Origin of the sequence: Enterobacter sp. MGH 38, assembly GCF_000492855.1 — a bacterium.
GTDB classification, from domain to species: domain Bacteria; phylum Pseudomonadota; class Gammaproteobacteria; order Enterobacterales; family Enterobacteriaceae; genus Enterobacter; species Enterobacter hormaechei_C.
In genome coordinates, this window is record NZ_KI535608.1 from 1,073,557 (window position 1) to 1,099,919 (window position 26,363).

General features: G+C 55.4%; 24 protein-coding genes. 5 read left to right on the forward strand and 19 right to left on the reverse strand.

The genetic code is table 11. The annotated features are described in order from the left end of the window. Nucleotides 1-3: 3 nt before the first annotated feature. The 7 genes from rsxD to blr all read right to left on the reverse strand — a co-directional run bounded on the left by rsxD (nucleotide 4) and on the right by blr (nucleotide 5,403). On the reverse strand, nucleotides 4-1,056 hold the full coding sequence (rsxD, locus tag L384_RS06245) for an electron transport complex subunit RsxD (protein ID WP_003857588.1): 1,053 nt from the start codon (nucleotides 1,054-1,056) through the stop codon (nucleotides 4-6). After that, a complete protein-coding gene (rsxC, locus tag L384_RS06240; protein WP_023324549.1) occupies nucleotides 1,057-3,078 on the reverse strand; it encodes an electron transport complex subunit RsxC in 2,022 nt (673 codons plus the stop codon). After that, on the reverse strand, nucleotides 3,071-3,649 hold the full coding sequence (rsxB, locus tag L384_RS06235) for an electron transport complex subunit RsxB (protein WP_023324550.1): 579 nt from the start codon (nucleotides 3,647-3,649) through the stop codon (nucleotides 3,071-3,073). Before rsxB ends, rsxC begins: the two co-directional genes overlap by 8 nt. Further along, nucleotides 3,649-4,230, reverse strand: coding sequence for an electron transport complex subunit RsxA (gene rsxA / locus L384_RS06230; protein ID WP_003857582.1), 582 nt, complete (start codon nucleotides 4,228-4,230; stop codon nucleotides 3,649-3,651). Before rsxA ends, rsxB begins: the two co-directional genes overlap by 1 nt. Nucleotides 4,231-4,306: 76 nt before the next feature. Then, entirely contained in the window at nucleotides 4,307-4,747 is a 441-nt protein-coding gene (locus L384_RS06225; RefSeq protein ID WP_015570663.1) for a DUF2569 domain-containing protein, read from the reverse strand. Nucleotides 4,748-4,832: 85 nt separating this feature from the next. Continuing rightward, nucleotides 4,833-5,048: a transcription modulator YdgT gene (gene ydgT / locus L384_RS06220; protein ID WP_000217941.1), complete on the reverse strand. Its 216-nt coding sequence runs from the start codon at nucleotides 5,046-5,048 to the stop codon at nucleotides 4,833-4,835. Nucleotides 5,049-5,277: 229 nt separating this feature from the next. Further along, nucleotides 5,278-5,403: a division septum protein Blr gene (blr, locus tag L384_RS0121230; protein ID WP_151884424.1), complete on the reverse strand. Its 126-nt coding sequence runs from the start codon at nucleotides 5,401-5,403 to the stop codon at nucleotides 5,278-5,280. A 239-nt stretch (nucleotides 5,404-5,642) separates the two neighbouring features. On the opposite strand from blr, the gene L384_RS06215 reads away from it, so the two are divergent. After that, nucleotides 5,643-6,683, forward strand: coding sequence for an oxidoreductase (locus L384_RS06215; RefSeq protein ID WP_003857576.1), 1,041 nt, complete (start codon nucleotides 5,643-5,645; stop codon nucleotides 6,681-6,683). A 56-nt stretch (nucleotides 6,684-6,739) separates the two neighbouring features. Here the strand turns inward: L384_RS06215 and add are convergent, their stop codons facing one another. From add to malX, 3 genes are all read right to left on the reverse strand, one after another. Continuing rightward, on the reverse strand, nucleotides 6,740-7,738 hold the full coding sequence (gene add, locus L384_RS06210) for an adenosine deaminase (protein ID WP_015570661.1): 999 nt from the start codon (nucleotides 7,736-7,738) through the stop codon (nucleotides 6,740-6,742). 96 nt (nucleotides 7,739-7,834) lie between these two features. Next, nucleotides 7,835-9,007, reverse strand: coding sequence for a MalY/PatB family protein (locus tag L384_RS06205; protein WP_023324551.1), 1,173 nt, complete (start codon nucleotides 9,005-9,007; stop codon nucleotides 7,835-7,837). A 50-nt stretch (nucleotides 9,008-9,057) separates the two neighbouring features. Continuing rightward, a complete protein-coding gene (gene malX, locus L384_RS06200) occupies nucleotides 9,058-10,650 on the reverse strand; it encodes a maltose/glucose-specific PTS transporter subunit IIBC (RefSeq protein WP_023324552.1) in 1,593 nt (530 codons plus the stop codon). Nucleotides 10,651-10,829: 179 nt separating this feature from the next. On the opposite strand from malX, the gene L384_RS06195 reads away from it, so the two are divergent. After that, on the forward strand, nucleotides 10,830-11,858 hold the full coding sequence (locus tag L384_RS06195; RefSeq protein WP_003857568.1) for a Mal regulon transcriptional regulator MalI: 1,029 nt from the start codon (nucleotides 10,830-10,832) through the stop codon (nucleotides 11,856-11,858). Nucleotides 11,859-11,959: 101 nt separating this feature from the next. Here the strand turns inward: L384_RS06195 and L384_RS06190 are convergent, their stop codons facing one another. Both L384_RS06190 and manA read right to left on the reverse strand, forming a co-directional pair. Next, entirely contained in the window at nucleotides 11,960-13,486 is a 1,527-nt protein-coding gene (locus L384_RS06190; RefSeq protein ID WP_023324553.1) for a YdgA family protein, read from the reverse strand. 99 nt (nucleotides 13,487-13,585) lie between these two features. After that, the gene (gene manA, locus L384_RS06185) at nucleotides 13,586-14,761 is read right to left on the reverse strand and encodes a mannose-6-phosphate isomerase (protein WP_032628216.1); all 1,176 of its coding nucleotides are present in this window, start codon (nucleotides 14,759-14,761) and stop codon (nucleotides 13,586-13,588) included. A gap of 199 nt (nucleotides 14,762-14,960) precedes the next feature. Here manA and fumA point away from each other — a divergent pair, with 199 nt between their 5' ends. Beyond that, the gene (fumA, locus tag L384_RS06180; protein WP_023314046.1) at nucleotides 14,961-16,607 is read left to right on the forward strand and encodes a class I fumarate hydratase FumA; all 1,647 of its coding nucleotides are present in this window, start codon (nucleotides 14,961-14,963) and stop codon (nucleotides 16,605-16,607) included. 182 nt (nucleotides 16,608-16,789) lie between these two features. Further along, nucleotides 16,790-18,184, forward strand: a complete 1,395-nt coding sequence (gene fumC / locus L384_RS06175) for a class II fumarate hydratase (protein ID WP_023324555.1) — start codon at nucleotides 16,790-16,792, stop codon at nucleotides 18,182-18,184. Here the strand turns inward: fumC and tus are convergent, their stop codons facing one another. The 4 genes from tus to rstA form a co-directional block, all read right to left on the reverse strand. After that, nucleotides 18,185-19,114, reverse strand: a complete 930-nt coding sequence (gene tus, locus L384_RS06170) for a DNA replication terminus site-binding protein (RefSeq protein WP_023314048.1) — start codon at nucleotides 19,112-19,114, stop codon at nucleotides 18,185-18,187. A 74-nt stretch (nucleotides 19,115-19,188) separates the two neighbouring features. Beyond that, nucleotides 19,189-20,487 carry a two-component system sensor histidine kinase RstB gene (gene rstB, locus L384_RS06165; protein ID WP_003857557.1) on the reverse strand — a complete coding sequence of 433 codons (1,299 nt, stop codon included), beginning with the start codon at nucleotides 20,485-20,487 and terminating at the stop codon, nucleotides 19,189-19,191. 324 nt (nucleotides 20,488-20,811) lie between these two features. Continuing rightward, a complete protein-coding gene (gene iraM, locus L384_RS22080) occupies nucleotides 20,812-21,231 on the reverse strand; it encodes an anti-adapter protein IraM (RefSeq protein WP_058659747.1) in 420 nt (139 codons plus the stop codon). Between the two features lie 392 nt (nucleotides 21,232-21,623). Next, a complete protein-coding gene (gene rstA / locus L384_RS06160; RefSeq protein WP_003857553.1) occupies nucleotides 21,624-22,343 on the reverse strand; it encodes a two-component system response regulator RstA in 720 nt (239 codons plus the stop codon). 127 nt (nucleotides 22,344-22,470) lie between these two features. On the opposite strand from rstA, the gene L384_RS06155 reads away from it, so the two are divergent. After that, nucleotides 22,471-22,806, forward strand: coding sequence for a GlpM family protein (locus L384_RS06155; protein ID WP_003857551.1), 336 nt, complete (start codon nucleotides 22,471-22,473; stop codon nucleotides 22,804-22,806). Here L384_RS06155 and folM read toward each other — a convergent pair. The 3 genes from folM to ydgH form a co-directional block, all read right to left on the reverse strand. After that, complete coding sequence (gene folM, locus L384_RS06150) at nucleotides 22,803-23,525, reverse strand: dihydromonapterin reductase (RefSeq protein ID WP_003857550.1); 723 nt, start codon at nucleotides 23,523-23,525, stop codon at nucleotides 22,803-22,805. The genes L384_RS06155 and folM overlap by 4 nt on opposite strands. Nucleotides 23,526-23,564: 39 nt before the next feature. Beyond that, on the reverse strand, nucleotides 23,565-24,947 hold the full coding sequence (locus tag L384_RS06145; RefSeq protein WP_023324556.1) for an amino acid permease: 1,383 nt from the start codon (nucleotides 24,945-24,947) through the stop codon (nucleotides 23,565-23,567). A gap of 185 nt (nucleotides 24,948-25,132) precedes the next feature. Beyond that, nucleotides 25,133-26,077, reverse strand: coding sequence for a DUF1471 family protein YdgH (gene ydgH / locus L384_RS06140; RefSeq protein WP_003857546.1), 945 nt, complete (start codon nucleotides 26,075-26,077; stop codon nucleotides 25,133-25,135). Nucleotides 26,078-26,363: the final 286 nt, after the last annotated feature.

Genomic DNA, 26,363 nt, shown 5'->3' on the forward strand with positions numbered 1-26,363 from the left:
CCCTTAGCGATGACCGTACACGCGTGGACGCGTGTAGTAGTCGATGAGCGGAACGGTGATGTTAGCCAGCAGCACGGCAAATGCCACGCCGTCCGGATAGCCGCCAAAGCTGCGAATAAGCCAGACCAGCAAGCCTGCCAGCGCGCCGAAAATCAGACGACCACGGTTGGTGGTAGAGGCGGTGACCGGATCGGTCAGAATAAAGAATGCCCCGAGCATGGTCGCGCCGGAGAGCAGATGGAGCTGCGGGCTGGCCAGTGACTCAGGTGAGATAACCCAGCCGAGCGTCGAGCAGACGGCCAGCGTCACCAGGAAGCTCACCGGAATATGCCAGCGGATCGCCTTCTGTTGCAGCAGGAACGCGCCACCCAACAGGTAGGCCAGATTGACCCACTGCCAGCCAGCACCTGCCAGTACGCCGCTGTAAATAGACGATTTCATCACCTGCTCCACGCTTTGTCCGGCACGCAGGGAGGTTTTGAAGGTATCGAGCGGAGTGGCCTGACTGATGCCGTCCACGCCCATGCGAAGCGCGTTCATATCTGCGCCCAGCGCGGTGTGGCCGGTAAAGATAACGTGCAGGGCATCCATAAAGCCGGGCACCGTGGCGGCGATCTCATGCGGCGGCAGCCAGCTGGTCATCTGTACCGGGAAGGAGATCAGCAGTACTACGTAGCCAATCATCGCCGGGTTAAACGGGTTATGGCCCAGCCCGCCGTACAGCTGCTTGGCGATGATCACCGCAAACACCGTTCCCAATACCACCATCCACCACGGGGCGAACGGGGGAATGCTGATGGCCAGCAACAGGCCGGTCAACAGGGCGGAGTTATCGCTCAGGATGCGAGTCACCTCCATTTTGCGCAGCTTCAGGATCGCGGCTTCCGCTGCGACGGCACTGGCGCAACCCAGAACTAACTGGAAAAGCGTACCCCAGCCGAAAAACCAACACTGTACGGCAATACCTGGCAGCGCGGCCAGGCACACCAGCATCATAATACGCGATGTCTGGCGCTGGTTATGGGTATAAGGGGAACTTGCAATTCTGAAAACCATTTAATCCTCGTTAACGGCTTGCTGCGCGGCTTTCTTTGCCTGAACGCGCGCAATCGCGGCGGCGACTGCGGCTTTGCGTGGATCGTCATTAGCGGCCGCAGGCAGTTCGTCCTGCTGTGCCGCTTTTCGTGCTTTGGCACGGGCGATGGCCGCTTCAACGGCGGCTTTACGCGGATCGACAGGGGCTTCACTCTCTTCGGCAGGTTGTAGCTGTGCCGCTTTACGTGCTTTGGCGCGGGCGATAGCGGCTTCAACGGCCGCCTTGCGCGGATCCGTCGCTTCCTGTTCAACCACCACTGTCTGCTGACCGGCTTTGCGGGCTTTTGCCCTGGCAATAGCCGCTTCCACCGCCGCTTTACGCGGGTCGATGTCGGCTTCCGGTTTGGCGTTTTGCGCTTTCTCCGCCTGACGCGCGCGTGCTTCGGCTTTCCGCGCTTCGCGGGCTGCAATCGCTTCGCTGTTGTCCGGTTTTTCTCCCGGAGCGATCACAACCGTCTGGGCGGCGGTGGCTTTCTTCTCGCGTACGCGGGCCAGGGCTGCGTTAATGGCATCCTGATCTTTCGCCGCAGGCTGCACGGCAGCCTGCTTATGGCGTTCCTGACGGGCTTGTTTCTCGCGCTCCAGTCGCGCCTGGCGCGCTTCAAAGCGGGCCTTCGCTTCAGCGGCACGTTTTTCTTCCATGGAGATGGCGTAGATTTCAGCTTTCTCCTGACGGAAATACTGCACCAGCGGAATATTGCTTGGGCAGACCCAGGCGCAGGCACCGCATTCAATACAGTCAGCCAGGTTATGCGCCTGGGCTTTATCGTGCAGCTGGCCTTTGCTGTACCAATACAACTGCTGCGGCAGTAAATCTGCCGGGCATGCGTCCGCACAGGCGCTACAGCGTATGCAACCTTTCTCTTCCTGCGTTTCGCCCATCTCCGTCAGGGAAGGGGCGAGCAGGCAGTTGGTAATCTTCACCACCGGCACATCAAGCCACGGCAGGGTAAAGCCCATCAGCGGGCCGCCCATAATGACCAGTTGATCGCTACCCGGGCAGAAGCCAGCCTGTTCCAGCAGATGACGCACCGGCGTACCCAGACGCGCCCAGATGTTGCCGGGACGGGAGACGGACTCGCCTGTCAGCGTGACGACGCGCTCGGTCAATGGCTCGCCGTCAATCACCGCACGTTTCACCGCGTAGGCAGTCCCCACGTTTTGCATCAGCACGCCGATGTCGGACGAACGGCCCCCGTGGGGGACCTGTTTGCCGGTCAGGATCTGCGTCAGCTGTTTTGCCCCGCCGGACGGATATTTGGTCGGGATCACGCGCAGGGCGATATCATGGCTGTCCGCCAGTACCGCACGCAGCATCGAAATGGCCTGCGGTTTATTGTCCTCAATACCGATCAGCACTTCGCGGGGTTGCAGGATATGCGCAAGAATGCGAATACCTTCCACCACCTGCGCGGCACAGTCCTGCATCAGACGGTCATCGGCGGTGATGTACGGTTCGCACTCGGCGGCGTTGATGATCAGCGTTTCGATTTTATCGCCGCCGCCGTGAAGCTTAGCGCCGGTCGGGAAGCCTGCGCCCCCCAGACCCGCCACGCCGAACTGATGAATGCGTTCAATCAGCGCTTCACGGCTGTGGGAACGGTAGTCGCTCCAGCCGTCACGCTCGATCCAGCGGTCTTCACCATCGGCTTCAATGATCACGCTCAGCTCAGACAACGCCGACGGATGGGCAACGGTATGGGGGGCAACAGCCACCACCTTACCGGAAGTCGGGGCATGTATCGGCAACATCCGTCCGCGACCAAAGGTCAGCGGCTGGCCGCGAAGAACGCTATCGCCTTCTTTCACGCACAATTCGCCTTCCGCGCCGATATGCTGTTTCAGGGGCATAACGTAACGGGTCGCCAGCGGGATCTGGCGCAGCGGCGTGCCGTTAGACTGCGATTTCATCTCAGGCGGATGAATGCCGCCGTCGAAATCCCTGATCTTCTCTTTTCTGAAGGCAGAAAATAACTTAAGCATGTTGTTCCACAGGAATATTGCGAACCGGAATGGTCTGAAGGTCCCACTTCCAGTTTTCGGTAGTCGTTTCAACCGGGCGCAGTTCTATACACTGCGTCGGGCAGGGCGCCACGCAGAGATTACAGCCGGTGCACAGATCCGCCACAACGGTATGCATCGCGCGCGTTGCGCCCACAATGGCGTCAACAGGACACGCCTGAATACATTTTGTGCAGCCAATGCAGTTGGCTTCGTCGATAACAGCAAGGGCACGAACAGGCTCCTGGGCATGTTCATCGCCGTCGACAGGCTGGGGATCGACGTTCAGCAGGGCAGCTATTTTAAGCATGACCGCTTCGCCACCCGGCGCGCAGCGGTTGATCTTTTCTCCCTGCACGCCCACCGCCTCAGCGTAAGGGCGGCAGCCAGGGTAGCCACACTGCCCGCACTGGCTCTGGGGTAAAAGTTCATCAATTTTTTCAACCACCGGATCGTCCTCCACCGCAAACCGGCGGGAGGCGTAACCCAGAATGATGCCAAAGACGAGTCCCAGCACGCTGATGGACGCGATGGCAATCCAGATAGCACTCATTACAACTTCACCAGACCACTAAAGCCCATAAAGGCCAGAGACATTAAACCTGCGGTCACCAGAGCGATGGCGTTACCGCGAAACGGCGCGGGAATATCCGCCGCGGCCAGACGCTCGCGAATCGAGGCGAACAGGACCATAACAAAAGAAAAACCGACCGCGGCGGAAAAACCATACAGCGCCGATTGCAGGAAATTATGCCCAAGGTTGATATTCAGTAGCGCCACGCCCAGCACCGCACAGTTAGTAGTGATGAGGGGCAGAAAAATACCCAACAGGCGATACAGGGCAGGGCTGGTTTTCCGCACCACCATTTCGGTAAATTGCACCACGACCGCAATGACCAGAATAAAGGCCAAAGTGCGCAGGTAGAGCATGTCGAGCGGGATTAGGATCCAGGTATCAATCAGCCATGCGCAAATGGAGGCCATCGTCATCACGAAGGTGGTTGCCAGCCCCATGCCCATTGCCGTCTCCAGCTTTTTGGAGACGCCCATAAACGGGCACAGGCCAAGGAACTTCACCAGTACGAAGTTATTCACCAGCACAGTTCCGACAAAGAGCAGTAAGTAATCGGTCATTATTTAGCCTGAAATAAAATAGCCGCCTATTATCGGATAAACGACAACAGGCCACAACAGGTTAACTGTAAGGTTATTACGGGTTGACAAAGGTCTTCTTAACGCGCGTCGAACGCTTGAAATAAGGGACCAGAAGCGCCGTCGCCAGTAGCGGAAACAGTAACTGGCGAACCGCCAGCGCGTCAGACACAGGCGAGAAAGCGAACGCTTTGACAGCCAGCAGCACGGAGACCAGCAGCCAGATAATGTAATGCTTTGGCACGCTTTTGCGGCGTTTGAAGAAGGCGATAGTCAGCCACAGCGTGTAGTACCACATCGCGATCGCGAAAACGAACGACACAAACCACGTCGCAATATTGAGCGCACTCTGGGACATCAGTGTCTGGATAGCATGAGGCGTAACCAGTGCGGTGGTGTAAAGCAACAGCGCCAGTGAAGCGCTTAATAATGCCACCAGCAGCCATGCCAGCGGGGCGATTAACCAGCCCCCAATTCTCTCTCCAGGCAATGCGGTCATACGCTCTCCCATAGTCTGCGCGAAATGTTATACAGAAATTTGCAGGGCGGAGAGTATATAACATTTCACGCCGAAGGCTACTTTCTTATACAACGTAACGCCATACGGATTTAGGCACTTCCCCCACATTGAACAGACGACCACCAGAGACCAGTTCGGCGCGACGATGGTCAGCAGCGCGGTACATATTGATGATGTCCTGATTATCCGACAGCGTGTAGTTCAGATGGTCAAACAGTTTTTCCAGGCTTTCAAGGGAATTGATCTTGCGAAATTTTAATAAATAGTCCTGAACTGTCATATTAATAAGTTTCCATATAAAAGGGTAATACCCATAAAGGTAATGCGTTCGAATAATAAACGGATTAATAAAGACGTAAACTGTCCACTCGGGTAACGCGACGAAATTAGGAGTTTTCTTTGCGAAGAATCAGGCATCAGGAGATGCCTGAAAGAGAAGGGTAACCCCGTTCATTACGGCTGGCAATATGTTCCATGACGTAATGTGTCACGCTTTATGACGACACGGCTTACTTTTGTTGTGCGACAGTCACAGGCTCCGGCGGCTGGTAGTTATCGATATGGCTGGCAATGCCGAGCAACACGACTGAAACCCCAAGGACAATCCATCCCGCTAATTCAATGATTCGATTAATTATTGACGTCATAATTTGTGTTTGTAATTTATCCATAAATACAGATTACAAATGTTACAGCGCCCTTTTCTTCAGAGCAAGCGCTTTGGGAACGATTCCCCGGCCCCCTATGCACACTTTAATGCGAGGTAACAAAAAACGCTGTCGTGAGATGCTATTTTAACTCACAGGGCACATTATTAATGTGTGCGTTAAGCACAAGGCCAGTGATAAATAAGCGCACAGCGAGGGGGCAAACGATGAGTGAAAACATCCGCGTCGGTCTTATTGGCTACGGGTACGCAAGCAAAACCTTTCATGCACCGCTGGTTGCCGGCACGCCGGGAATGGAACTGGCGGCCATCACAAGCAGCGATGAGACTAAGGTCCGCGCCGACTGGCCAGCTGTGCCGGTGGTAACGGAGCCTAAGCATCTGTTTAACGATCCTAATATTGACCTTATTGTCATTCCTACCCCTAACGACACTCATTTCCCCCTGGCGAAAGCGGCGCTGGAGGCAGGCAAACATGTTGTTGTCGATAAGCCCTTCACCGTGACGTTGTCACAGGCGCGCGAGCTGGATGCGCTGGCGCGAAGTCTGGGTCGGTTATTATCGGTCTTTCACAACCGGCGCTGGGACAGCGATTTCCTGACGGTCAAAGCGCTGCTCAACGAAGGCACGCTCGGCGAAATTGCCTTTTTTGAGTCGCACTTCGATCGTTATCGTCCGCAGGTGCGAGATCGCTGGCGCGAGCAGGCGGGACCGGGCAGCGGCATCTGGTATGACTTAGCGCCGCATCTTCTCGATCAGGCCGTTCATCTGTTTGGTCTGCCCGTAAGCATGACGGTCGATTTAGCGCAGCTCAGGCCGGGGGCGCAGACCACCGACTATTTCCATGCCATTTTGAGTTATCCGCAGCGGCGCATTGTGCTGCACGGGACAATGCTTGCGGCGGCGGAATCGGCCCGCTATATCATTCATGGGGCGCGCGGCAGCTATGTGAAGTTCGGCCTGGATCCGCAGGAAGAGCGCCTCAAAAATGGCGAACGCTTACCGCAGGAGGACTGGGGCTACGACATGCGCGACGGGGTGGTGACGCGTGCGGAGGGTGAGGCGCTGGTTGAAGAGACGGTATTGACCCTGCCGGGGAACTATCCGGCGTATTACGCCGCCATTCGTGACGCGCTGAACGGTTCAGGTGAAAATCCGGTTCCCGCAAGCCAGGCAATCCAGATTATGGAGCTCATTGAGCTGGGGATCGAATCTGCCAAACATCGCGCAACGCTCTGTCTGGCATAAGTGCCAAACGCTTTCGTAGGCCGGGTAAGCGCAGCGCCACCCGGCAGTAAAGAGGACTACTGAGCAACTTTATCGCGCAGCGCCTGTTTCTCTTCAGGCGTCAGGAAGGCGATCTCCAGCCCGTTGATTTGCGCCTGACGGATCTGCTCGCGGCTCAGCCCGGCCTGCGGCGCGGCGATGTTGTATTCGTGAATAATATCCACGCCCTGAACCGCCGGATCGTCCGTGTTCAGTGAAGCCAGCACCCCGTGTTCAAGGAAGGTTTTCAGCGGGTGTTGCGCCAGCGATGCCACTGTACTGGTCTGAATATTGGAGGTCAGGCAGGATTCGATTCCAATACGTTGTTCGGCGAGGAAATCCATCAGCGCGCGATCTTCAATGGCTTTCACGCCGTGACCAATACGTTCCGCACCCAGTTCACGAATGGCCTGCCAGATGCTTTCCGGCCCCGCGGCTTCGCCTGCATGAACGGTAATATGCCATCCTGCATCACGTGCGCGGTTGAAATGAGACAGGAACAGGCTGCCCGGGAAGCCCAGCTCGTCACCGGCCAGGTCGATGGCGGTGATCTGGTCGCGATGCGCCAGTAATGCTTCCAGCTCCTGAAGACAGGCCGCTTCACCGAAGGTACGGCTCATAATGCCGATCAAACGCGCCTGAACGTCAAAGGTTTTGCAGCCTTCACGCACGCCTTCAATGACCGCTTCAACCACGCCCGCTACGGGGAGATTGTGGGTCATCGCCATATAGCCCGGGGAGAAACGCAGTTCGACATAGTGCAGGCCGTTGCGCGCGGCATCTTCGATGTTTTCAAAGGCGACACGGCGACAGGCATCGACCGAGGCCAGCATCTTCACGCCCCAGTCGAGCTTGCTCAGAAAGCTCACCAGATCCGGTTCGTTCGACGTGACCTGAACATGGGGGATCAGGGTTTCAAGCGTTTCGGCAGGGAGGGTTAAATTGAACTGGCGACCAAGATCGAGAATGGTTTGGGCACGAATGTTGCCGTCAAGGTGGCGGTGAATATCGGTTAAAGGCAGGCGTGTATCAATCATGGTCGCACTCTTTGCTGGTTAAAGTGCGCCATATTATAAAAACAAAACGGGGTAAAAAGCTATTTGCGCAAGGGAATATTCCGTTGCGCAAATAATTTACAGCAGCGTGTTGATGCCCGCGATGAGGCGCTGAACGCCCTGTTCAAGCTTACTACGGGGGCAACCCGCGTTCAGACGAACGTAGCCTTTCCCTTCGGCTCCATAGGTATATCCCGGCATGATGGCCACTTTTTGCTGTTCAATCAGCACGTTTTGCAGCGTATTGTCGTCAATACCGAGCGGGCTGAGGTCGATCCAGGCCAGATAGGTTGCCTCTGGCGGTTGCCAGTTGAGTGTCGGAAATGCACTGTTTAATTCGCGAGCAACATACCGCAGATTCTCTTCGAGATAGGTCCGCAGCGCGTCCAGCCAGGGTTCGCCCTGTCGGTAAGCAGCAATATGCGCGGTCAGCGCCAGCACGGAAGGGGAAGAGAGTCCGTCCCTACCTTTTAATGCATTCAGATAGGCGTTACGGCTGGCGTCATCGGCGATAAGCCCCCAGGCGCCCGTCAGCGCCGGAATGTTGAAGCTTTTGGAACCCGAGGTCAGCAGCGCCCATTTACCGCGCGCAACCTCATTCCACGGGGTATGACGATGCGTGCCCCATACCATGTCCATATGAATTTCGTCGCTGATCACCGCTACGTCATAACGTTCACACAGGGCCGCCATTGTGGTCAGCGCCTCCCGAGTCCAGACTTTTCCGGTCGGGTTTTGCGGGCTACACAGCAGCAACACCTTGTTTTCCGGTTTTGATAGCGCCGCTTCCAGCGAGGCCATATCCCCCTCCCAGCCATGCGCTGTTTTCTGCATCGGCACGGAAACAACGGTACGCTGGTTGCCTTCGATGGCTTTATAAAAGGCATCGTAAGCCGGAGTGTGGACCACCACGCCGTCGCCAGGCGAGGACCAGAGGCGGATCAGTTCCGAGACCATATAAATGACCGACGGCCCATACACCACGGTTTCGGTATCAATCTGACTGTTAAAGCGTTGCCGGAACCAGTGCGCCACGGCGGCCAGAAATTCTTCATTTTTCCAGCGACTGTAACCAAACACCCCGTGGTTTATTCGCTGGTGCAGCGCATCGGTAATGCAGGGGGCGGTGGCGAAATCCATATCAGAGATGGTGAAGGGCAGCAGGTCGGCTGCGCCAAAACGGTCAGCGACATAATCCCACTGGGTACACCAGGTGCCGTGTCGATCCACGACGGTTGAAAAATCAAACATGACGGTGCTCCGTAAAGTAAAACCCCCTCATGACGAGGGGGGGCGAGGCATCAGGCTTCGACGGTTCGCATCAGGGTTGCCAGCTCATCCTTCACTGACTGTACCTGCGGGCCAATGACGACCTGCAAATTGTGCTGATTTAACTGTACTACGCCAATAGCCCGGTTAGCTTTAAGTGCGTTGGTATCCACTTTGGACATGTCCGCCACCGACAAACGCAGGCGGGTGATGCAGTTATCCAGAGAGGTAATATTATCCGCACCGCCCAGCGCCGCCAGAATAGCCGGCGTGTTATATCCGGATTTCCCAACGGTACCGGCCACCGCCTGTTCAACGCTGGTGGCCGTATCGGTATCGCGGCCAGGCGTTTTCAGGTTGAAGCGGGTGATGGCGAAGCGGAAGATCCCGTAGTAAACCGCGAACCAGATGGCGGCCACAACCGGCACCAGATACCACTTGGTGGACAGGCCGTGCAGGATACCGAATACCACGAAGTCAATCACGTTACCGTCGGTGTTACCGATGGTCACACCGAGCACAGCCATCACGGTAAAGCCCAGGCCCGTCAGTACGGCGTGGATGAGGTACAGTACCGGTGCCACGAACAGGAACAGGAACTCGATAGGTTCTGTCGTACCGCCCACCACGCAGGCAATAACGCCGGAGATCAGCAGACCTTTAATTTTATGACGATTTTCCGGACGGGCACAGTGGTACATCGCCAGCGCAGCACCCGGCAGGCCGCCGAGGAAGGCAGGCATTTTACCCTGAGAAAGGAAACGCGTCGCACTTTCAGAGAAGCCGTGAGTGGTCGGGCAGCTCAGCTGGGCCTGGAAGATGGTCAGCGCGCCGCTAACGGAATGACCGCAAACGTCCATGGTGCCGCCTGCTTCCGTAAAGCGGATCAGGGCAACCAGGATGTGCTGTAAACCAAACGGTAGCAGCAGACGTTCACCCGTACCGAAAATCATCGGGCCGAAATCACCCGCGCCGTTGATAATGCGGCCAATCCCGGTGATCCCCATGGCAAAAATCGGCCAAATCAGAGGGATGATCAGACCAAACAGACCCATCACAACCAGCGTAATGATTGGCACAAAGCGGGTCCCGCCGAAGAAGGCCAGCGCATCGGGCAGGCGGATGTTGTGGAAGCGCTCGTGCAGCATCCAGATAATCACCCCCGCGATCACGGCTCCAAGGATCCCGGTATCGATGGACTGAATACCAATCACGCTCTGAATGTTATTGGCTTTCAGTACCGCCGCGTCGGTCGTCGGCAGGATCCCTTTGGCGGTCAGCCAGAAGTTAACCGCAAGGTTCATGACCGCATAGCCAACGAAGCCCGCAAACGCCGCCACGCCTTTGTTTTCGCGCGCCAGACCCAGAGGAATGGCGATACAGAACATTACCGGCAGGAAGCTAAAGGCAAACGATCCGACCTTGCTCATCCAGATGAAGATCGCCTGAAGTACCGGATTTCCCAGGAAAGGGATCAGAGTAATGACGTCATGACTGCTTAACGAGCTGCCGATCCCCAGCATAATCCCGCAAAAAGAGAGAAGCGCCACGGGCAGCATAAAGGTTTTACCCAGTTGCTGGAAAAACTCCCACAGCGATATTTTTTGTGCTGCTTTCGTCGTCATAAAACGACTCCTTAAAGGGTAGAAAGAGATTTAACGACCTCGATGGGGCGAGAAGATAAAACGTTTTATCAAACTTTAGTGCGCGCTAAATCACATTCTCAGGCTTTTACTGGTAGTATAAAGATAACGTATTGATAAAACGTTTTAGCGATCTCATTATCAAGGAGTCACGCCACCACATGGCTGTAGCGAAAAAGATCACCATCAACGATGTCGCGCTGGCGGCGGGGGTTTCCGTCAGCACCGTTTCGCTGGTATTAAGCGGGAAGGGGCGCATCTCTCCTGCAACGGGTCAGCGCGTCAACGAGGCCGTTGAGCAGTTGGGCTTTGTGCGTAATCGCCAGGCGTCGGCGCTGCGCGGTGGGCAAAGCGGGGTGATAGGGCTGATCGTTCGCGATCTCGCGTCGCCGTTTTATGCAGAACTGACCGCCGGGCTGACCGAGGCGCTTGAAGCGCAGGGGCGAATGGTTTTCCTGCTCCACGGTGGGCGCGAACCGGAGCAACTGCTCTCCAGGCTGGATTTGCTGCTGACGCAAGGGGTGGATGGGGTGATCGTGGCCGGCGCGTCCGGCGTGGGCAGTGAATTGTGTGAGCGCGCGGCGCAGAAAGGCGTACCGCTGGTGTTTGCGTCGCGCGCCAGCTATCTCGACGAAGCCGATACCCTTCGACCGGATAACATGCAGGCCGCGCAAATGCTGACCGAGCATCTTATTCATCGCGGCCATCAGCGCATCGCCTGGCTCGGCGGTAAAAGCTCGTCCCTGACGCGTGCCGAGCGGGTGGGCGGTTACTGCTCCACGCTCATCAAATACGGCCTGCCGTTTCACAGCGAATGGGTGGTGGAGTGTGAATCCAGCCAGAAAAAAGCCGCGGAAGCCATCGGCACGCTGCTTCGCAACAGCCCGACGATCAGCGCGGTGATTTGCTATAACGACGTTATTGCGATGGGGGCGTGGTTCGGTTTGATCCGCGCCGGACGCCAGAGCGGTGAGGGCGGGGTAGAAACGTTCTTCGGCCATCAGGTGGCGCTGGGGGCGTTTGCAGATGTCGGTGAAAATGCGTTAGACGATCTCCCCATCGTCTGGGCGACGACGCCGGCTCGTGAAATGGGGTACACCCTGGCAGAACGAATTATGCAGCGCATTGAAAATACGGACGTGCAGGCCGGGCATCAGATTGTGGCTGCGCGCTTAGTGACGGTGAAGTAAACGCTTTGCTTTCACGGGCCTACAACGGCTCAGGATCGGAGGCCGGGTAAGCGTCAGCGCCACCCGGCAATAAAAAACCCCTCATGCGAGGGGTTTTTCGTTTACTGCTGCGGTACTGCCGGCGGCGCAGCCGGTTCGGCCGGTTCAGGCATGCCCAGCGTCGGCATACCAAACATACCGACAAACTCTTCCAGCGGCATTTTGTCGCCGTTGAGCGTCACCTGGCCATTAGCATATTGCAGGCTGGTGGAAATGGTGTTGTCTTCCACCTTCGTGATGCGGAACATCTGGCCCATCGCCGCCAGGCCTTTCACCTGTTGGTTTGCCAGTTTACCTGCATCTTCTTCACCATACCCTTCGAGTTTCGCAATCTGCGTCATGAACTCGGTTGCCATATCCATCGGGATGGTCAGCTTGCTGTCGAGCGATTTCACGCTGCGGTCAACTTCCTGCGCCAGGGTCTGCGGCTCGCCGGTCGTGGCTGCCGGATCCTTCAGGAACAGCGACAGGTTGAAGTTGGTTTCGCCTTTGCCGTTTTTCCAGCTCAGGGGCGCAACGGTAATCACCGGCTCGCCCTTCAGCAGGATCGGCAGGTTATTAAACAGCACCGTCATCGCCTGCTGCTGGTAAGCCTGTGGGTTCTGTTGCAGGGCGGCATCGGTCAGCAGAGCCTGGCTCTCTTTACTGTATTTCTGACTGAATTCGTGCCACGCCTGGCCGTCAATGTTGCCGATTTTCAGGGACAACTTACCGGTACCCAGATCCTGATTCTGTACTTTCAGGCTTTTCAAGCTGTAATCCAGCTGGGTGTTGATGCTTTTACCGTCTTTGGACACGTCAGACTTACCGTCCAGATCCATGCCTTCAAGCACCGCCATCTCTTTGCCTTCGATCGCAATGGCGATCTTATCGAGGCTCAGTTTCTGGTCGCCGATACGCTCATCAAAATCAGTCATACGGCTATTGCCGCTGGCTTTCAGGTTGTTGAAGGTAAGCTGCACCTTCTGGTTATATTCATTGACTGAATTCACCAGGCCGCTGGCGGCATCGCCGGTCAGGGAGACATTCTTGCCGTCGCGATCGGCATCAAGCTGGAAATTACCGCCGCTGAAGGCGACTTTATCAGTGCCTTGTTCGTAATTCAGGGCTTTCAGGTCGATGTCGGAATGCGTATCACCGGCATAGCTGATGCGGGTATTGATCTCAAACGGCGACTCATTTTTCGCCATATCGAAAATCGGCTTCGTCACCTCGTTATTCACCAGTACGGTTCTGGCGGATGCCATAGAGGGGATCAGGTTAAACTTTTTCAACTGCGCCAGCGGGAACGGACCGTGGCTGACCACTTCATCCAGCACCACGCTCTGGCCCGGTTTCAGCCAGGCGTTCTGATTACCCGCAACCGGCTTCACCACCACCTGCATATGGCTGGTAAACACGCCACGCTGGTAGTTCTGATAGCTCAGCTCCAGACCTGCTTCAGGCGCGCTGCGCTTAATCTCGCTGTTTGCCTGCGTCATCATCTCTGCCAGACGGCTTTCCAGCTGTTTCCCGGTATACCAGGAAGCACCCGTCCAGATCACGCCTAAAGCAACAATCACTCCTACCGCTACGACCGATTTTTTCATTGCGATTATCCCTAAAATGAAACCAGGCGGTTAAAACCGCCTGGTGTTACAACGCCTGTTACTAGCTTAGCAAGAGTTGTTAAAAAATTCAGTAAGTCCCTAAAGCTTATTAAAAACACGCGCCAGGCGACCGGTGCCGCTCACCCGGACAGGCGACTCGTTTGCTGCGACAAAGGCGGATTCACCCGGTTTGAGCACCAGACGCTCGCTATCTTTGTGCAACGTCGCTTCGCCTTCCACACAGAACAGGATCGCGGCGCTCTCCTGTGCAATGGCGGTTTCGTCTGCGCTGAGGTCGTGCAGGGAGAAGGCAAAATCGTCAACCGGAATCGGGTAGTCCAGCTCTGCGCCGTTTTTCACCGGCTGAGTAAGCAGCTCCGCAGCAGGTTTCGCCACAAACTTCACGTTGGCAACCAGCTCAGGGATATCGATGTATTTTGGCGTCAGGCCCGCGCGCAGTACGTTATCGGAGTTAGCCATCACCTCCAGTGCCACGCCGTTGAGGTAGGCGTGCGGGATTTCAGCGAACAGGAACATCGCTTCGCCCGGGTTGAGCTTCATCACGTTCAGCAGCAGCGGAGAGAAGAGGCCGCTGTCGTCCGGATAAAACGCGGAAATTACGCGAATGGTGTCCCATGGCTCACCCTGCTGGCTGTTCAGCGCGGCTTTCAGCACCGCCAGCGCGTGGGACTTTTCCTCGGCCTGCATATTCAGCAGGCTGGCAAACAGCTCGCTCAAGGCTTCTGCGTTCGGGTTTTCCAGGAAGTGGGCGATCGCGTTGTGAGCCCCGGCGACCGGTTGCAGCAGGGAGATGATCTCGGAAAACTCGCGGAAGGCATTCATCGCCAGAAAAGGGGTGAGGGCGAAAACCAGTTCCGGCTTGTGGTTAGGATCTTTGTAGTTACGCTCTGCGGCGTCTAACGGAATACCGGCGGCATTTTCTTTGGCAAAGCCCAGCTCAGAGGCTTTTTTGTTCGGGTGAACCTGAATGGAGAGCGGCTGGTCGGCGCACAATACCTTGAACAGAAACGGCAGCTCACCAAAACGATTCGCCACTTTATCGCCGAGCAGTGCGGCTTTGTCGGCGTCGATGACGTCACGCAGGCTGCGAACCTGACCGCTGGCATCTTCAATTTTTGAGCTGCTCTTCGGGTGCGCGCCCATCCACAGCTCTGCCATCGGCAGGTTGTCCGGGTTGGCGATACCGTAGAGATCCGTTAACGCAGTTTTACTTCCCCAGGCGTAGTTTTGCACTGAGTTGATGAGTTTTTGCATTATCAAGCCCTGATTCATATGTGGAATTAACTCCGCGTATTAAAGCAATAAACCGAATGGAAGTAACCTGCGGATGTAAAAAGTCGTACTAGTCTCAGTTTTTGTTAAAAAATTGTGTAGGATAAGCTGACTCGCTTTTAAGCCGGGCAGCGGAACATCTGCCCTGAATAAACAGACCGAAGCAGTAAGTGAGAGAACAATGTCGAATAAACCCTTCCATTATCAGGATCCTTTCCCGCTCAGTCAGGATCAGACCGAGTATTATCTGTTAACCCGCGATTACGTTACTGTCTCTGAGTTTGAAGGGCAGGAGATCCTCAAAGTTGACCCGCAGGCGCTGACGTTGCTGGCGCAGCAAGCCTTCCATGATGCTTCCTTTATGCTCCGTCCGGCGCATCAGCAGCAGGTTGCTGATATCCTGAGCGACCCGGAAGCCAGCGAGAACGATAAGTACGTTGCCCTGCAATTCCTGCGTAACTCTGATATCGCGGCGAAAGGCATTCTGCCGACCTGCCAGGACACCGGCACGGCGATTATCACCGGTAAAAAAGGCCAGCGCGTCTGGACCGGCGGCGGTGACGAAGCGGCGCTGGCGCGCGGCGTTTACAATACCTACACCGAAGACAACCTGCGCTATTCGCAAAACGCGGCGCTGGATATGTACAAAGAGGTGAACACCGGCACTAACCTGCCTGCGCAGATTGACCTCTACAGCGTCGACGGTGACGAGTACAAATTCCTCTGCATCGCCAAAGGCGGCGGTTCAGCCAACAAAACCTATCTTTACCAGGAAACCAAAGCGCTGCTTACCCCGGGCAAGCTGAAGAACTACCTGGTCGAGAAGATGCGTACCCTCGGCACCGCGGCCTGCCCGCCGTACCATATCGCATTTGTGATTGGCGGTACGTCTGCCGAAAGCACCCTGAAAACCGTTAAGCTGGCCTCAACCAAATACTACGATGGCCTGCCAACGGAAGGTAACGAACATGGTCAGGCGTTCCGCGACGTGCAGCTTGAGCAGGAACTGCTGGCCGAAGCGCAGAACCTGGGGCTGGGCGCGCAGTTTGGCGGCAAATACTTCGCGCATGACATTCGCGTGATCCGCCTGCCGCGCCACGGTGCTTCCTGTCCGGTGGGGATGGGCGTTTCCTGTTCAGCGGACCGTAACATCAAAGCGAAGATCAACCGCGACGGCATCTGGATCGAGAAGCTGGAGAACAACCCGGGCAAATACATCCCTGAAGAACTGCGTAAAGCGGGCGAGGGGGAAGCGGTTCGCGTGGACCTGAATCGTCCGATGAAAGAGATTCTGGCGCAGCTTTCGCAGTATCCGGTCTCGACGCGCCTTTCCCTGAACGGGACGATTATCGTGGGCCGCGACATCGCCCATGCGAAGCTGAAAGAGCGCCTGGACAACGGCGAAGGGCTGCCGCAGTACATTAAAGATCACCCGATCTACTACGCAGGTCCGGCAAAAACGCCTGATGGATATGCTTCCGGCTCGTTAGGCCCAACCACGGCGGGCCGTATGGACTCCTACGTCGACCAGTTACAGGCCAACGGCGGCAGCATGATCATGCTGGCGAAAGGCAACCGCAGCCAGCAGGTGACGGACGCGTGCCACAAGCACGGCGGCTTCTACCTCGGTAGCATCGGTGGCCCGGCGGCGGTGCTGGCGCAGGGCAGTATCAAGAGCCTTGAGTGCGTGGAGTACCCGGAACTGGGTATGGAAGCGATCTGGAAAATTGAAGTGGAAGACTTCCCGGCGTTCATCCTCGTGGATGACAAAGGTAACGACTTCTTCAAACAGATCCAGTCTTCCCAGTGTTCGGCGTGTGTGAAGTAATTCTGTAAATTGCCGGGTGGCGCTGACGCTTAACCGGCCTACATACTCGTAGGTCGGGTAAGGCGCAGCCACCACCCGACATCAAAAAGAGCGCACAAAGCGCCATAACGTTTCTCAGAAGTCATCAATACTTATCTCTTAAGCATGTGAGCAATCCCATCTTTGTTATCAAGGAGTAAGTAATGACAATGCATCGCCGCGAGAAAGACTCCATGGGCGCCATCGACGTCCCGGCCGACAAGCTATGGGGCGCACAAACCCAGCGTTCGCTGGAGCATTTCCGCATTTCGACAGAGAAAATGCCCGTCTCGCTAATCCAGGCGCTGGCGTTGACCAAACGCGCTGCCGCCAAAGTCAATCAGGATCTGGGCCTGCTGGATGCCGAAAAAGCCACCGCCATCATCAATGCCGCCGACGAAGTGCTGGCGGGCAAACATCCCGACGAATTCCCCCTTGCCATCTGGCAGACCGGCTCAGGCACCCAGAGCAACATGAACATGAACGAGGTGCTGGCGAACCGCGCAAGCGAGTTGCTTGGCGGCGTACGCGGCATGGAGCGCAAGATCCACCCGAACGATGACGTGAACAAAAGCCAGAGTTCCAACGACGTGTTTCCGACGGCCATGCACGTGGCGGCCGTCATCGCAATCCGCGAGCAGCTTATCCCGCAGCTCAACGTGCTTAAATCTACGCTTAACGAGAAAGCGCAGGCCTTCCGCGACATTGTTAAAATTGGTCGTACGCACCTTCAGGACGCCACGCCGCTGACGCTCGGCCAGGAGATCTCCGGCTGGGTGGCGATGCTGGAGCACAACCTTAAGCATATCGACAACAGCCTGCCGCATCTGGCGGAGCTGGCGCTCGGCGGAACGGCGGTGGGCACTGGGTTAAACACCCATCCCGAGTACGCGGTGCGCGTGGCCGAAGAGCTGGCGAAGATTACCGGGCAGCCGTTTGTTACCGCTCCGAATAAATTCGAAGCGCTGGCGACCTGTGATGCCCTGGTGCATACCCATGGCGCGCTGAAAGGGCTGGCGGCCTCGCTGATGAAAATCGCCAACGACGTGCGCTGGCTGGCCTCCGGCCCGCGCTGCGGCATCGGCGAAATCAGCATTCCGGAAAACGAGCCGGGCAGCTCCATTATGCCGGGCAAAGTGAACCCGACCCAGTGCGAAGCCATGACCATGCTGTGCTGTCAGGTGATGGGTAATGACGTGGCGGTTAACATGGGCGGCGCGTCGGGTAACTTCGAGCTTAACGTCTATCGACCGATGGTGATCCACAACGTACTGCAATCGATTCGTCTGCTGGCCGATGGCATGGAGAGCTTTAACGAGCACTGCGCGGTGGGCATTGAGCCTAATCGCGAGCGAATCAGCCAGCTGCTGAATGAGTCTCTGATGCTGGTAACGGCGCTGAACACCCATATCGGTTATGACAAAGCGGCCGAAATCGCTAAAAAAGCGCACAAAGAGGGGCTTACCCTGAAAGCCTCTGCGCTGGCGCTGGGCTACCTGACGGACGCCGAGTTTGATGCCTGGGTCCGACCGGAAGCGATGGTGGGCAGCCTCAGATAATCACTGCGCCACATACAGGTGCAGCCGCGGAATAATCAGCTGTAGCGGCTGCGCCTGGGGTTTATAGCGATGCTGAACGTTTTCAGCATCGTAGTTCAGCAGTTCCCCGATATCCGGCACCACCGCACCCTGATCGGCATCATAGAGCGCAATCAGCGGCGTCGGGCAGGCGTATTGCACCTGCTTTTGTTGACCGGCATACCAGACACGGGCGATAGGCTGCACCTTCACCGGACGCTTTATTTTAAGACGGGTATCAGCTGGCAGGGAGGCAATGCTGTGGTACTCCTGCTCCAGCCGTTCAATCCACTGTTCCCGCGACCACGGGGCGACCGTTCGCGGCGATTTCAGGCTTTTTTCCAGCTGCGCCAGGATCTCGTCCCGCGCGAAATTTTTAATGATGTGCTTGTTGGCCCAGCCGAAGCGCAGCGTGGCGGGATGGCGCAGTACCGTCAGCGTGCGGTAGGCATTCAGGGTGATCAGCCCCGGAAGCTGGCGATGCACCCATTCAAAACGGGCAGCCGGTGCCAGCCCGGACTCAACGGTTACAATCTTCTCAAAGGCGGCTTTCAGCGTATTGATATGCGTAATCTGCGCCTCAATTCCTTCACGCGTTGCGGCATCCGTTTGCAAGCAGATGACGCCGGGCAGGCGAACGGCGGCCTTACTGCTGCGATTTTCGGACTGCTGCTGGATGAAAAGGCGACGATAGTGCTGCAACGTCATTTCCAGCGCCGCCTTGCCAACATGCTGCGTCACCTCAATGGTGTTCAGCGGGTCGTGCTCTGCGCCTTTTGCCACCTCGGGCAGGGAAAAGACGCGGGCGGCCAGCAGGCGGCAGTCCTGAAGTTGCCCCGTGAGGGTCAGTAACGCCTGCTCTATTTCCCGAAACGTGGTGTTAAGCCTTTCGATGAGATCGTAAGTTGTCATGGCAGCCCTTAATTAGTTACAACATACTATTGATATAGCACAACACGCCGGGTCAGGCCAGCGTGCGGTTTAGGTCAGGCAGGTACGGGAAGGGGAATGTTGTGATAGATCGGCCAGCTAAAGACGAACCGGGCCCCGCCCAGCTCGCTCGCTTCGCAGCGAACCGAACCGCCCATCGCCTGGGCAATAGAACGGACAATAGCCAGCCCCAGACCACAGCCGCCGGTAGCCCGGTCGCGGCTGGGATCGAGGCGCACAAACGGCTCAAAAACTTTTTCACGCTCCGCCGGCTCAATGCCGGGGCCATCGTCTTCCACACACAGAATCGCCTGGCTTCCCTGCAAATCTAAACCTATGCGCAGCGTCGTTTCGCTGTAGCGCATGGCGTTGTTCATCAGATTATCCAGCACGCGTTCCATCAGGCGCATGTCCAGTGCGCCGTACGCGCCGGGGGTAATGGCTGTCAGCAGTTTTCGCTGAGGGTTAACGCTCTGCACATCGTTAATATGCGTCTGTAGCCAGACGGGGAGATCCGGTGTACTGAGGTGCAACTCCGTCTGAGGCCGATCGAGGCGGGCATAGGTCAGCAGCTCTTCAATTAGCGCTTCAAGCTGGCCAATATCCCGATTGAGCGCCTGCGATTCCGCCCCGGTGAGGTTCTCGCTCATCTCCAGGCGATAACGCAGGCGTACCAGCGGAGTGCGCAGTTCATGCGCAATGCCATCGATCAGCTGCTTCTTGCTGGCAATCAGGGCGTTGATGTTATCGGCCATCTGGTTAAAGGCAATACCGAGCCGGTCAAAACTGGAACCACTGTCGAAATGTATGCGTTCAGTTAAATGACCCTCCCCAAAACGCTGTGCGGCGGATTCCAGTTTCAGCATGTCCTGCCAGTGCGGTCGCATCCAGATGAATACAGGGAAAGCGAGCGAGATGGCAATAAAGCCCAGCAGGGCGAGATCCAGCAGGCGCATCTGGTGCAGGTAATAGAGGTAGGGCACCGGCCCGACGGCCAGGACATAATGGCTGCGCGGAATACGCTGAATGAAGGTATATTTCTCGTCCAGCGCGACGATGTCTCCATCGCGCAGACGCTGCATCGCAGGCGGCGCTAAGTCAAAATCCTTCATGGGTTCGATACGCAGATCAAACGACAGATTCAGATCCAGCTCTTTTAACGTGCGCGCCCAGTCATGAGGTGGTATTTCTCGCAACTCGCTACGCATCAGGTAGAGCGAGCTTTTCATCAGATCGTCGAGGGATTGTCTGCCCGCGCGCTCTGCGGTGAATTTGTAGACCAGCCCGACCAGCATGGTCATCACCAGAAAGCAGACAAACAGCAGAAGGTAAAACTGCACAAACAGCTTTTTCATTAATCTCACCGAAACAGGGGCTTCACTACACGTCTTTTACCAGCAGGGTCGCCATGGGCGCAAGTCAGGCATGATGAGTTGAAAAGGGTAATTGTCGAGAGGTATTTCAGCGCGGCATCGCTTTATTCCATCAATGCCCGGAAAATCCGTTTACGTTTCAGTTAAACGAGTTTATTTACGATTGCGTATTATTGATCCGTAATAACAATGACAAAGGCCACCTGCGGGTGGCTTTATTTAATGGCGTTAACCAGCGAGAGGGATCCGGCACAAACGGTGCGACAGAGATAATTAGCGTTGTAACCTGAGCATTATCGATCTTCGTTAATGTCTGGATTTAGCTGTGCTGACAATCAGTGGATTCGTGGTAAACCCATGCGGGCATTTCCGCGCGTTGCAATGCACCGCGTATGTGCATATCTCTTCTTGCTGGTTTCGGTTGTATGGGCATGCCATCTTGTTTTTAATTTCACTCCACAACATCTCGTTATAAGGTGATATGTTATATATCGATATAGGCTTGAACACACCATTAATGAAGACGCCATTTTTTGTCGGATATATTCTGTCACCGGGGTACAAATAGACATCGCTTTCATACCAAATAATGAGTTTCAAGAACTTGAGTCCCAAGATGCTTGAATAAACGATTCCCGTGTTAGGACAAATTACCGAGCTAATGACTCTCCATGACATTGCTATACCTCTTTCATTAAATAATTGAGAGAGTATAAGGTTTAGCATGAGAATTAGATATCTGCAAACACGTAAGCTATTGAAAAAGATCGATATTATTTATACGGTTGCCACTATCCCCTTTGTTTTCAAAAGGATAAGATAATGATTAAAGCAATTGTAAAGATTATTTTTAGACCAATGTGCTTTTAAGTGACGGATTTTTGATCGATGATGGCGCCTGCACTGCTGAATATATATTGTACTACAGCACTGAAATACATTAGGAATACTTTTGTTTAGGCGAAAAATGCCCAGCGAAATAGCATACAAGGAAGGAATGAGAACAAGGGATATTTTATAACTGACGATGCATATAATCGATAACTTTCGACGGGTACTGATAATAATTCCGATGCATCGTGAGTTATTTTTCGAATATTCCTGTTTTGTTCCTTTTTTCAGGTTTCCCAGGCGTGCGGTGCAAACAGATAGCCCTTATTGCGTACGGTTTTAATGCGGTAAGGTTCCGTGGCGTTATCCAGCAGTTTTTTACGCAGACGCGAAATCGCCACATCAACGCTACGATCCATTCCGTCGTAACTTACGCCGCGCAGATTTTTCAGTAATGCATCCCGGTCCATAATTTGACCGGCATGGGTTGCCAGCTCCCACAGCAGGTCAAAATCTGCGGTTGAGAGCGCAATCAGCTCCCCGGAAAGCATAACCTGTCGGTTGACCGGGTCGATAGAAAGCGTGCCGAAGCGCATCGCTTTGTGCGGCGTTAAGGAGGGGGCAGACGCTTCACGCTCCGCGCCGCTGGCACGCTGACGCAGATGGAGGCGCAAACGGGCAAGCAGGACTGCCGGCGGCGTGGTTTTCAGGATGTAGTCATTCGCGCCCATCTCAAGCGACAGAATATGATTCATATCGCTGTCGAGAGAGGTCAGCAGCACGATCGGACCGTCCCACTTCGTGCGCAGATCCCGGCATAGCGTCATACCATCTTTTCCGGGCAGCATGATGTCCAGCAACACCAGGTCCGGATTTTCGCGGGTCACGACGTCTTCAGCGCGATCGCCACGAGGCTCGACAACCACTTCCATATCATGTTTACCCAGATAAGCGGCGATCAGTTGCCCCACCTCGGGTTCATCTTCAACATAAACAATCTTATTCATACAACGTCTGTCATCGCAAAAAACGTCAACATACACCGCGCAATCTTAACCTTCCATTAATCTTTCAAAATTAGCCGGACTTCCGTTATCCTGCATGGGAATGTTATTTGATTGTTAAGGGAAAAGAATGGGGCTGGTGATAAAAGCCACGCTGGGTGCGCTGGTCGTGCTGCTGATTGGGGTGCTGGCTAAAACGAAGAACTACTACATTGCCGGGCTGATCCCGCTGTTTCCCACCTTTGCGTTAATCGCGCACTATATTGTGGCCTCTGAGCGGGGTATTGAGGCGCTGCGCGCCACCATTGTGTTCGGGATGTGGTCGATCATCCCGTATTTTATCTATCTGCTGTCGCTGTGGTACTTCACCGGTTTTCTGCGTCTGCCCCTGGCGCTGGGCGGGGCGGTGGTCTGTTGGAGCCTCAGCGCCTGGGTGCTTATCTTCTTCTGGAGCCGCTTTCACTAGCGCAGCGGGCGGCCACCGTCCACGGCAAACGTTCGGCCCGTGACGTAACAGCTGGTCAGCAGATAATCGATCAGGTCGATCACCTCTTTCTCACCGGGCGCAATTTTCATTAACGACTTGTTGAGCGCCTGCTGACGATACTCGGCATCATCGCCTTCGTTAAATAAAATCATCGCCGGAGCAATCGCGTTGACCTTTACCTCGGGCGCCAGCTTGCGTGCGAAAGAGCGGGTCATATTATCCAGGGCGGCTTTGCTGGCCGCATAGGCGATGTGTTTGTCGCTTCCTCGCTCTACCACGTAATCGGTGAAATGGATAATGTCGCCTGCGGCATGACCGTGTCCGCGCAGCAGATCCTGTAGGGCATGGTTGAGCAGATAAGGCGCATTAACGTGGATCTGCATCATGCAGGCGAGCGTTTCGCTGAGCGAATGTCCTGCTTTTTCAGGAAGCCAGGTACTGGCATTGTGAATAACCGCCCGCAGCCCGTGGGTGGTCGATTTCACTTTGTCCGCGAAGGCGAGTATACCTTCATCCGTGGAGAAATCCGCCTGAATGCAGACTGCTCCGGCATTTCGTAGACCTTCAATGGAGGGATATTCCGTGCGGTAACTGACGATAACCGGATGGCGAAGGTTGAGAAAGTGATGGGCGAGGGCGAGGCCGATGCGACGGCCTGCGCCAGTGATCAATATTGGGCGTTGCTGCGTGTGTCCCATCGTAATCTCCTTTTCAGTTCAACAATGGGACAGGCGACGCTATCCCATTAACATCCACGTTGCCGGTACGGCAGCGACTAACAGCAAACCTATCAACGCCATTTCGCGGCGCTTAAGGGCATTATCAAGCTGATGCGTACGGCGAGCGTAGATAAACACCAGCAGGCCCGGTGCGTAGAGCACCACGGACAGCAGCAGATGCATCGGTCCGGAAGCATACAACAACCATAGACCGTAAATACAGGCGCCGACACCTACCGCATAGTGTGCCGGGCGGGTCGCAATTTTTAACAGATATGCGCCCACTAAGAAATAGGGTACCAGAATCATCTCGGAGGCGATGGTCAGCAGCGTGTTATAGTCCGATCCTGTGAGCCAGATCAGCACCAGACAGACCTGCACGCTGATGTTGGTGAGCCACAAAGAGGCCGATGGCGCACTGTTTTTGTTCTGACGGGCAAACAGGCGCGGGAACGCTTTATGCGTGGCGGCCAGGAACGGCACTTCCGCTGCCATAATGGTCCAGCTCAGATAGGCGCCGCAAACGGAGACAATCAGACCCGCCGCGATAATCACGTCTCCCCAGGGACCCAACATTTTCACCATCAGCCCGGCCATGGACGGGTTACGCATTTCCGCCAGTTCAGGGCGTGCCACCACGCCGAGCGACAACAGCGTCACCAGCAGATAAACGCCCAGCGCCGCCAGTACGGCCAGCAGCGTGGCGCGTCCCACGTCGCGCTTGTTACGCGCGCGGGCAGAGACTACGACGGCACCTTCAACGCCGATGAACACCCACAGGGTGATCAGCATGGTATTTTTCACCTGTTCCCAGACGGGAACGCCCAGCGCAATGCCGCTGAAATCGAGCGTAAAGACATCGAGACGGAAGGCGAGGAAGGCCAGCACGACGAACAGGCCAAGCGGCACAAGCTTGGCCAGCGTTGCCACGAGGTTAATGCTGGCCGCGGTCTGGACGCCGCGCAAAATCAGCCAGTGAACAATCCACAGCAGTACCGAGGCGCCGACGATGGACTGCCAGGTATTACCGTCGCCAAACAGGCGCAGTTCGGGCGTATCGGTAAAGAAGCTGAGCGCCGAGAAGACGATAACCAGATAGGAGACGTTGGCGATCACCGCGCACAGCCAGTAACCCCAGGCGGAGCAGAAGCCGATCAGCTCGCCGAAACCTTCCCGGGCGTAAGTGAATATTCCGCCGTCCAGATCCGGTCGGATACGGGTCAGCAGCAGCATGGCGAATGCCAGCAGCAAAATCCCAACACCGGTAATGCCCCAGCCAATCAGTAATGCGGCCGGGCTGGCGACGGCCGCCATGTTCTGCGGCAAACTGAATACGCCCGCGCCCAGCATTGAGCTCAATACAAGTGCAGTTAACGCACTCAGGCCAAGTTTATTTTCCATTGGCTTCCTGTTATGAAAAGTCCAAATCCAGAATAATTATTTCGCTAAGGCGCATAAAAATGGTGGATCACGCTAAGGCGCGGGATTTTACGGAGTGTGAAGGATGCATGCAATGACGTGTGGCAGAAATCAGAAAAAAAGTAACAAAAAAGGCGGCACTGCGCCGCCTTTATGAAACCGTTTTGTTACTTGTACAGATCGGCGCTGATGGTCAGGTTGTTACCACGTTCCTGCCACTGACGGGTGATGTGGTAATACTTCGCGCCTTTCTTCGCAGCACGCTTCGCCACCTGATAGGAGATTTCCGTCATGTTGCCATAGTTGCCCGTAAACTTGATGCTGTCGAACGGCACCATCTGCGCGGCAGTGGCTTTGTTCAGCTCTTCAATTTTCGTGCCGTCTGGTAATGTAACGGTATAACGACCGCCTTTGGTGGATTGGGTTTCAAAGAAACGACCCACTTCAGCGCTAGGTGCCGCAGACGTTGCTACGCCCGGAATTTCCACTTTCTTCGCTTCTTCACCGCCTTTCGCTAACGCGGCACGTCCCGCATCTGAATCCGCTGGAATGGCATCCGGGCTTTGCACTACGCGTTTTTTCGCATCTTGCTTATAGATGAAAGCGGTGATGCGCTGGTTTCCGCCCTGGTTGGCATCAACCTGACGCACGATATAAAACGCGTAAGCGCCTTTTTCTCTCGCGGCTTTGGTGATGGCATCGTTAACTTCAGGCTGGCTGCGGTAGAAGCCCTGAACGGTCACGGTGTCATACGGTTCCAGCTGAACAGCCTGATCTTTCGGCAGTTCAACAATGCCGTTAATCACGCGGTTTTTCTGTTCATCTGCTTTTGGGGCATTATCTTTGTACAGCGCAATCGTCACGCGCTGGTTGCCGCTGTTGCCTTGATCGGACTGGTCAACAACGTAAAACGAGGCAGCGCCGTTTTTATCGGCGGCTTTTGATGCGGCGGCGACGGCATCGCCAATAGAGTTATAGCGACCCACAATGACCGTATGGTCAAAAGGTTTTAACGCTGCCGCTTGCTCCGGCGTCAACTCTGTCGCGGCATTCGCAGACAGGGCGGTCGCGGAAAGAAGTGCGGACGCCAGGAGTGTGTTCTTAAGCTTCATAAAAATAATCCTTCGCCTTGCGCAAACCATGTACTGGTGTTGTTGTTAATTTGAGACGGTCCCGATTATGGCATTTAACACCCATCGCTGTCTGCGGCATTTTTCACAGCCTGTGCTCACCAAAGGACCTGATTCGATAACATTTTGTGATATGTGGAAAAAACAGGCGTTTCACAAGAAAAACTGATTAAGCATATGACTTTTACAAGTTAATTTAATGTTAATGAGTTGTTCTATTATGGCGCTATATCATGTTTTTACCGCTTCGCTTGCGCGATTTATCGGT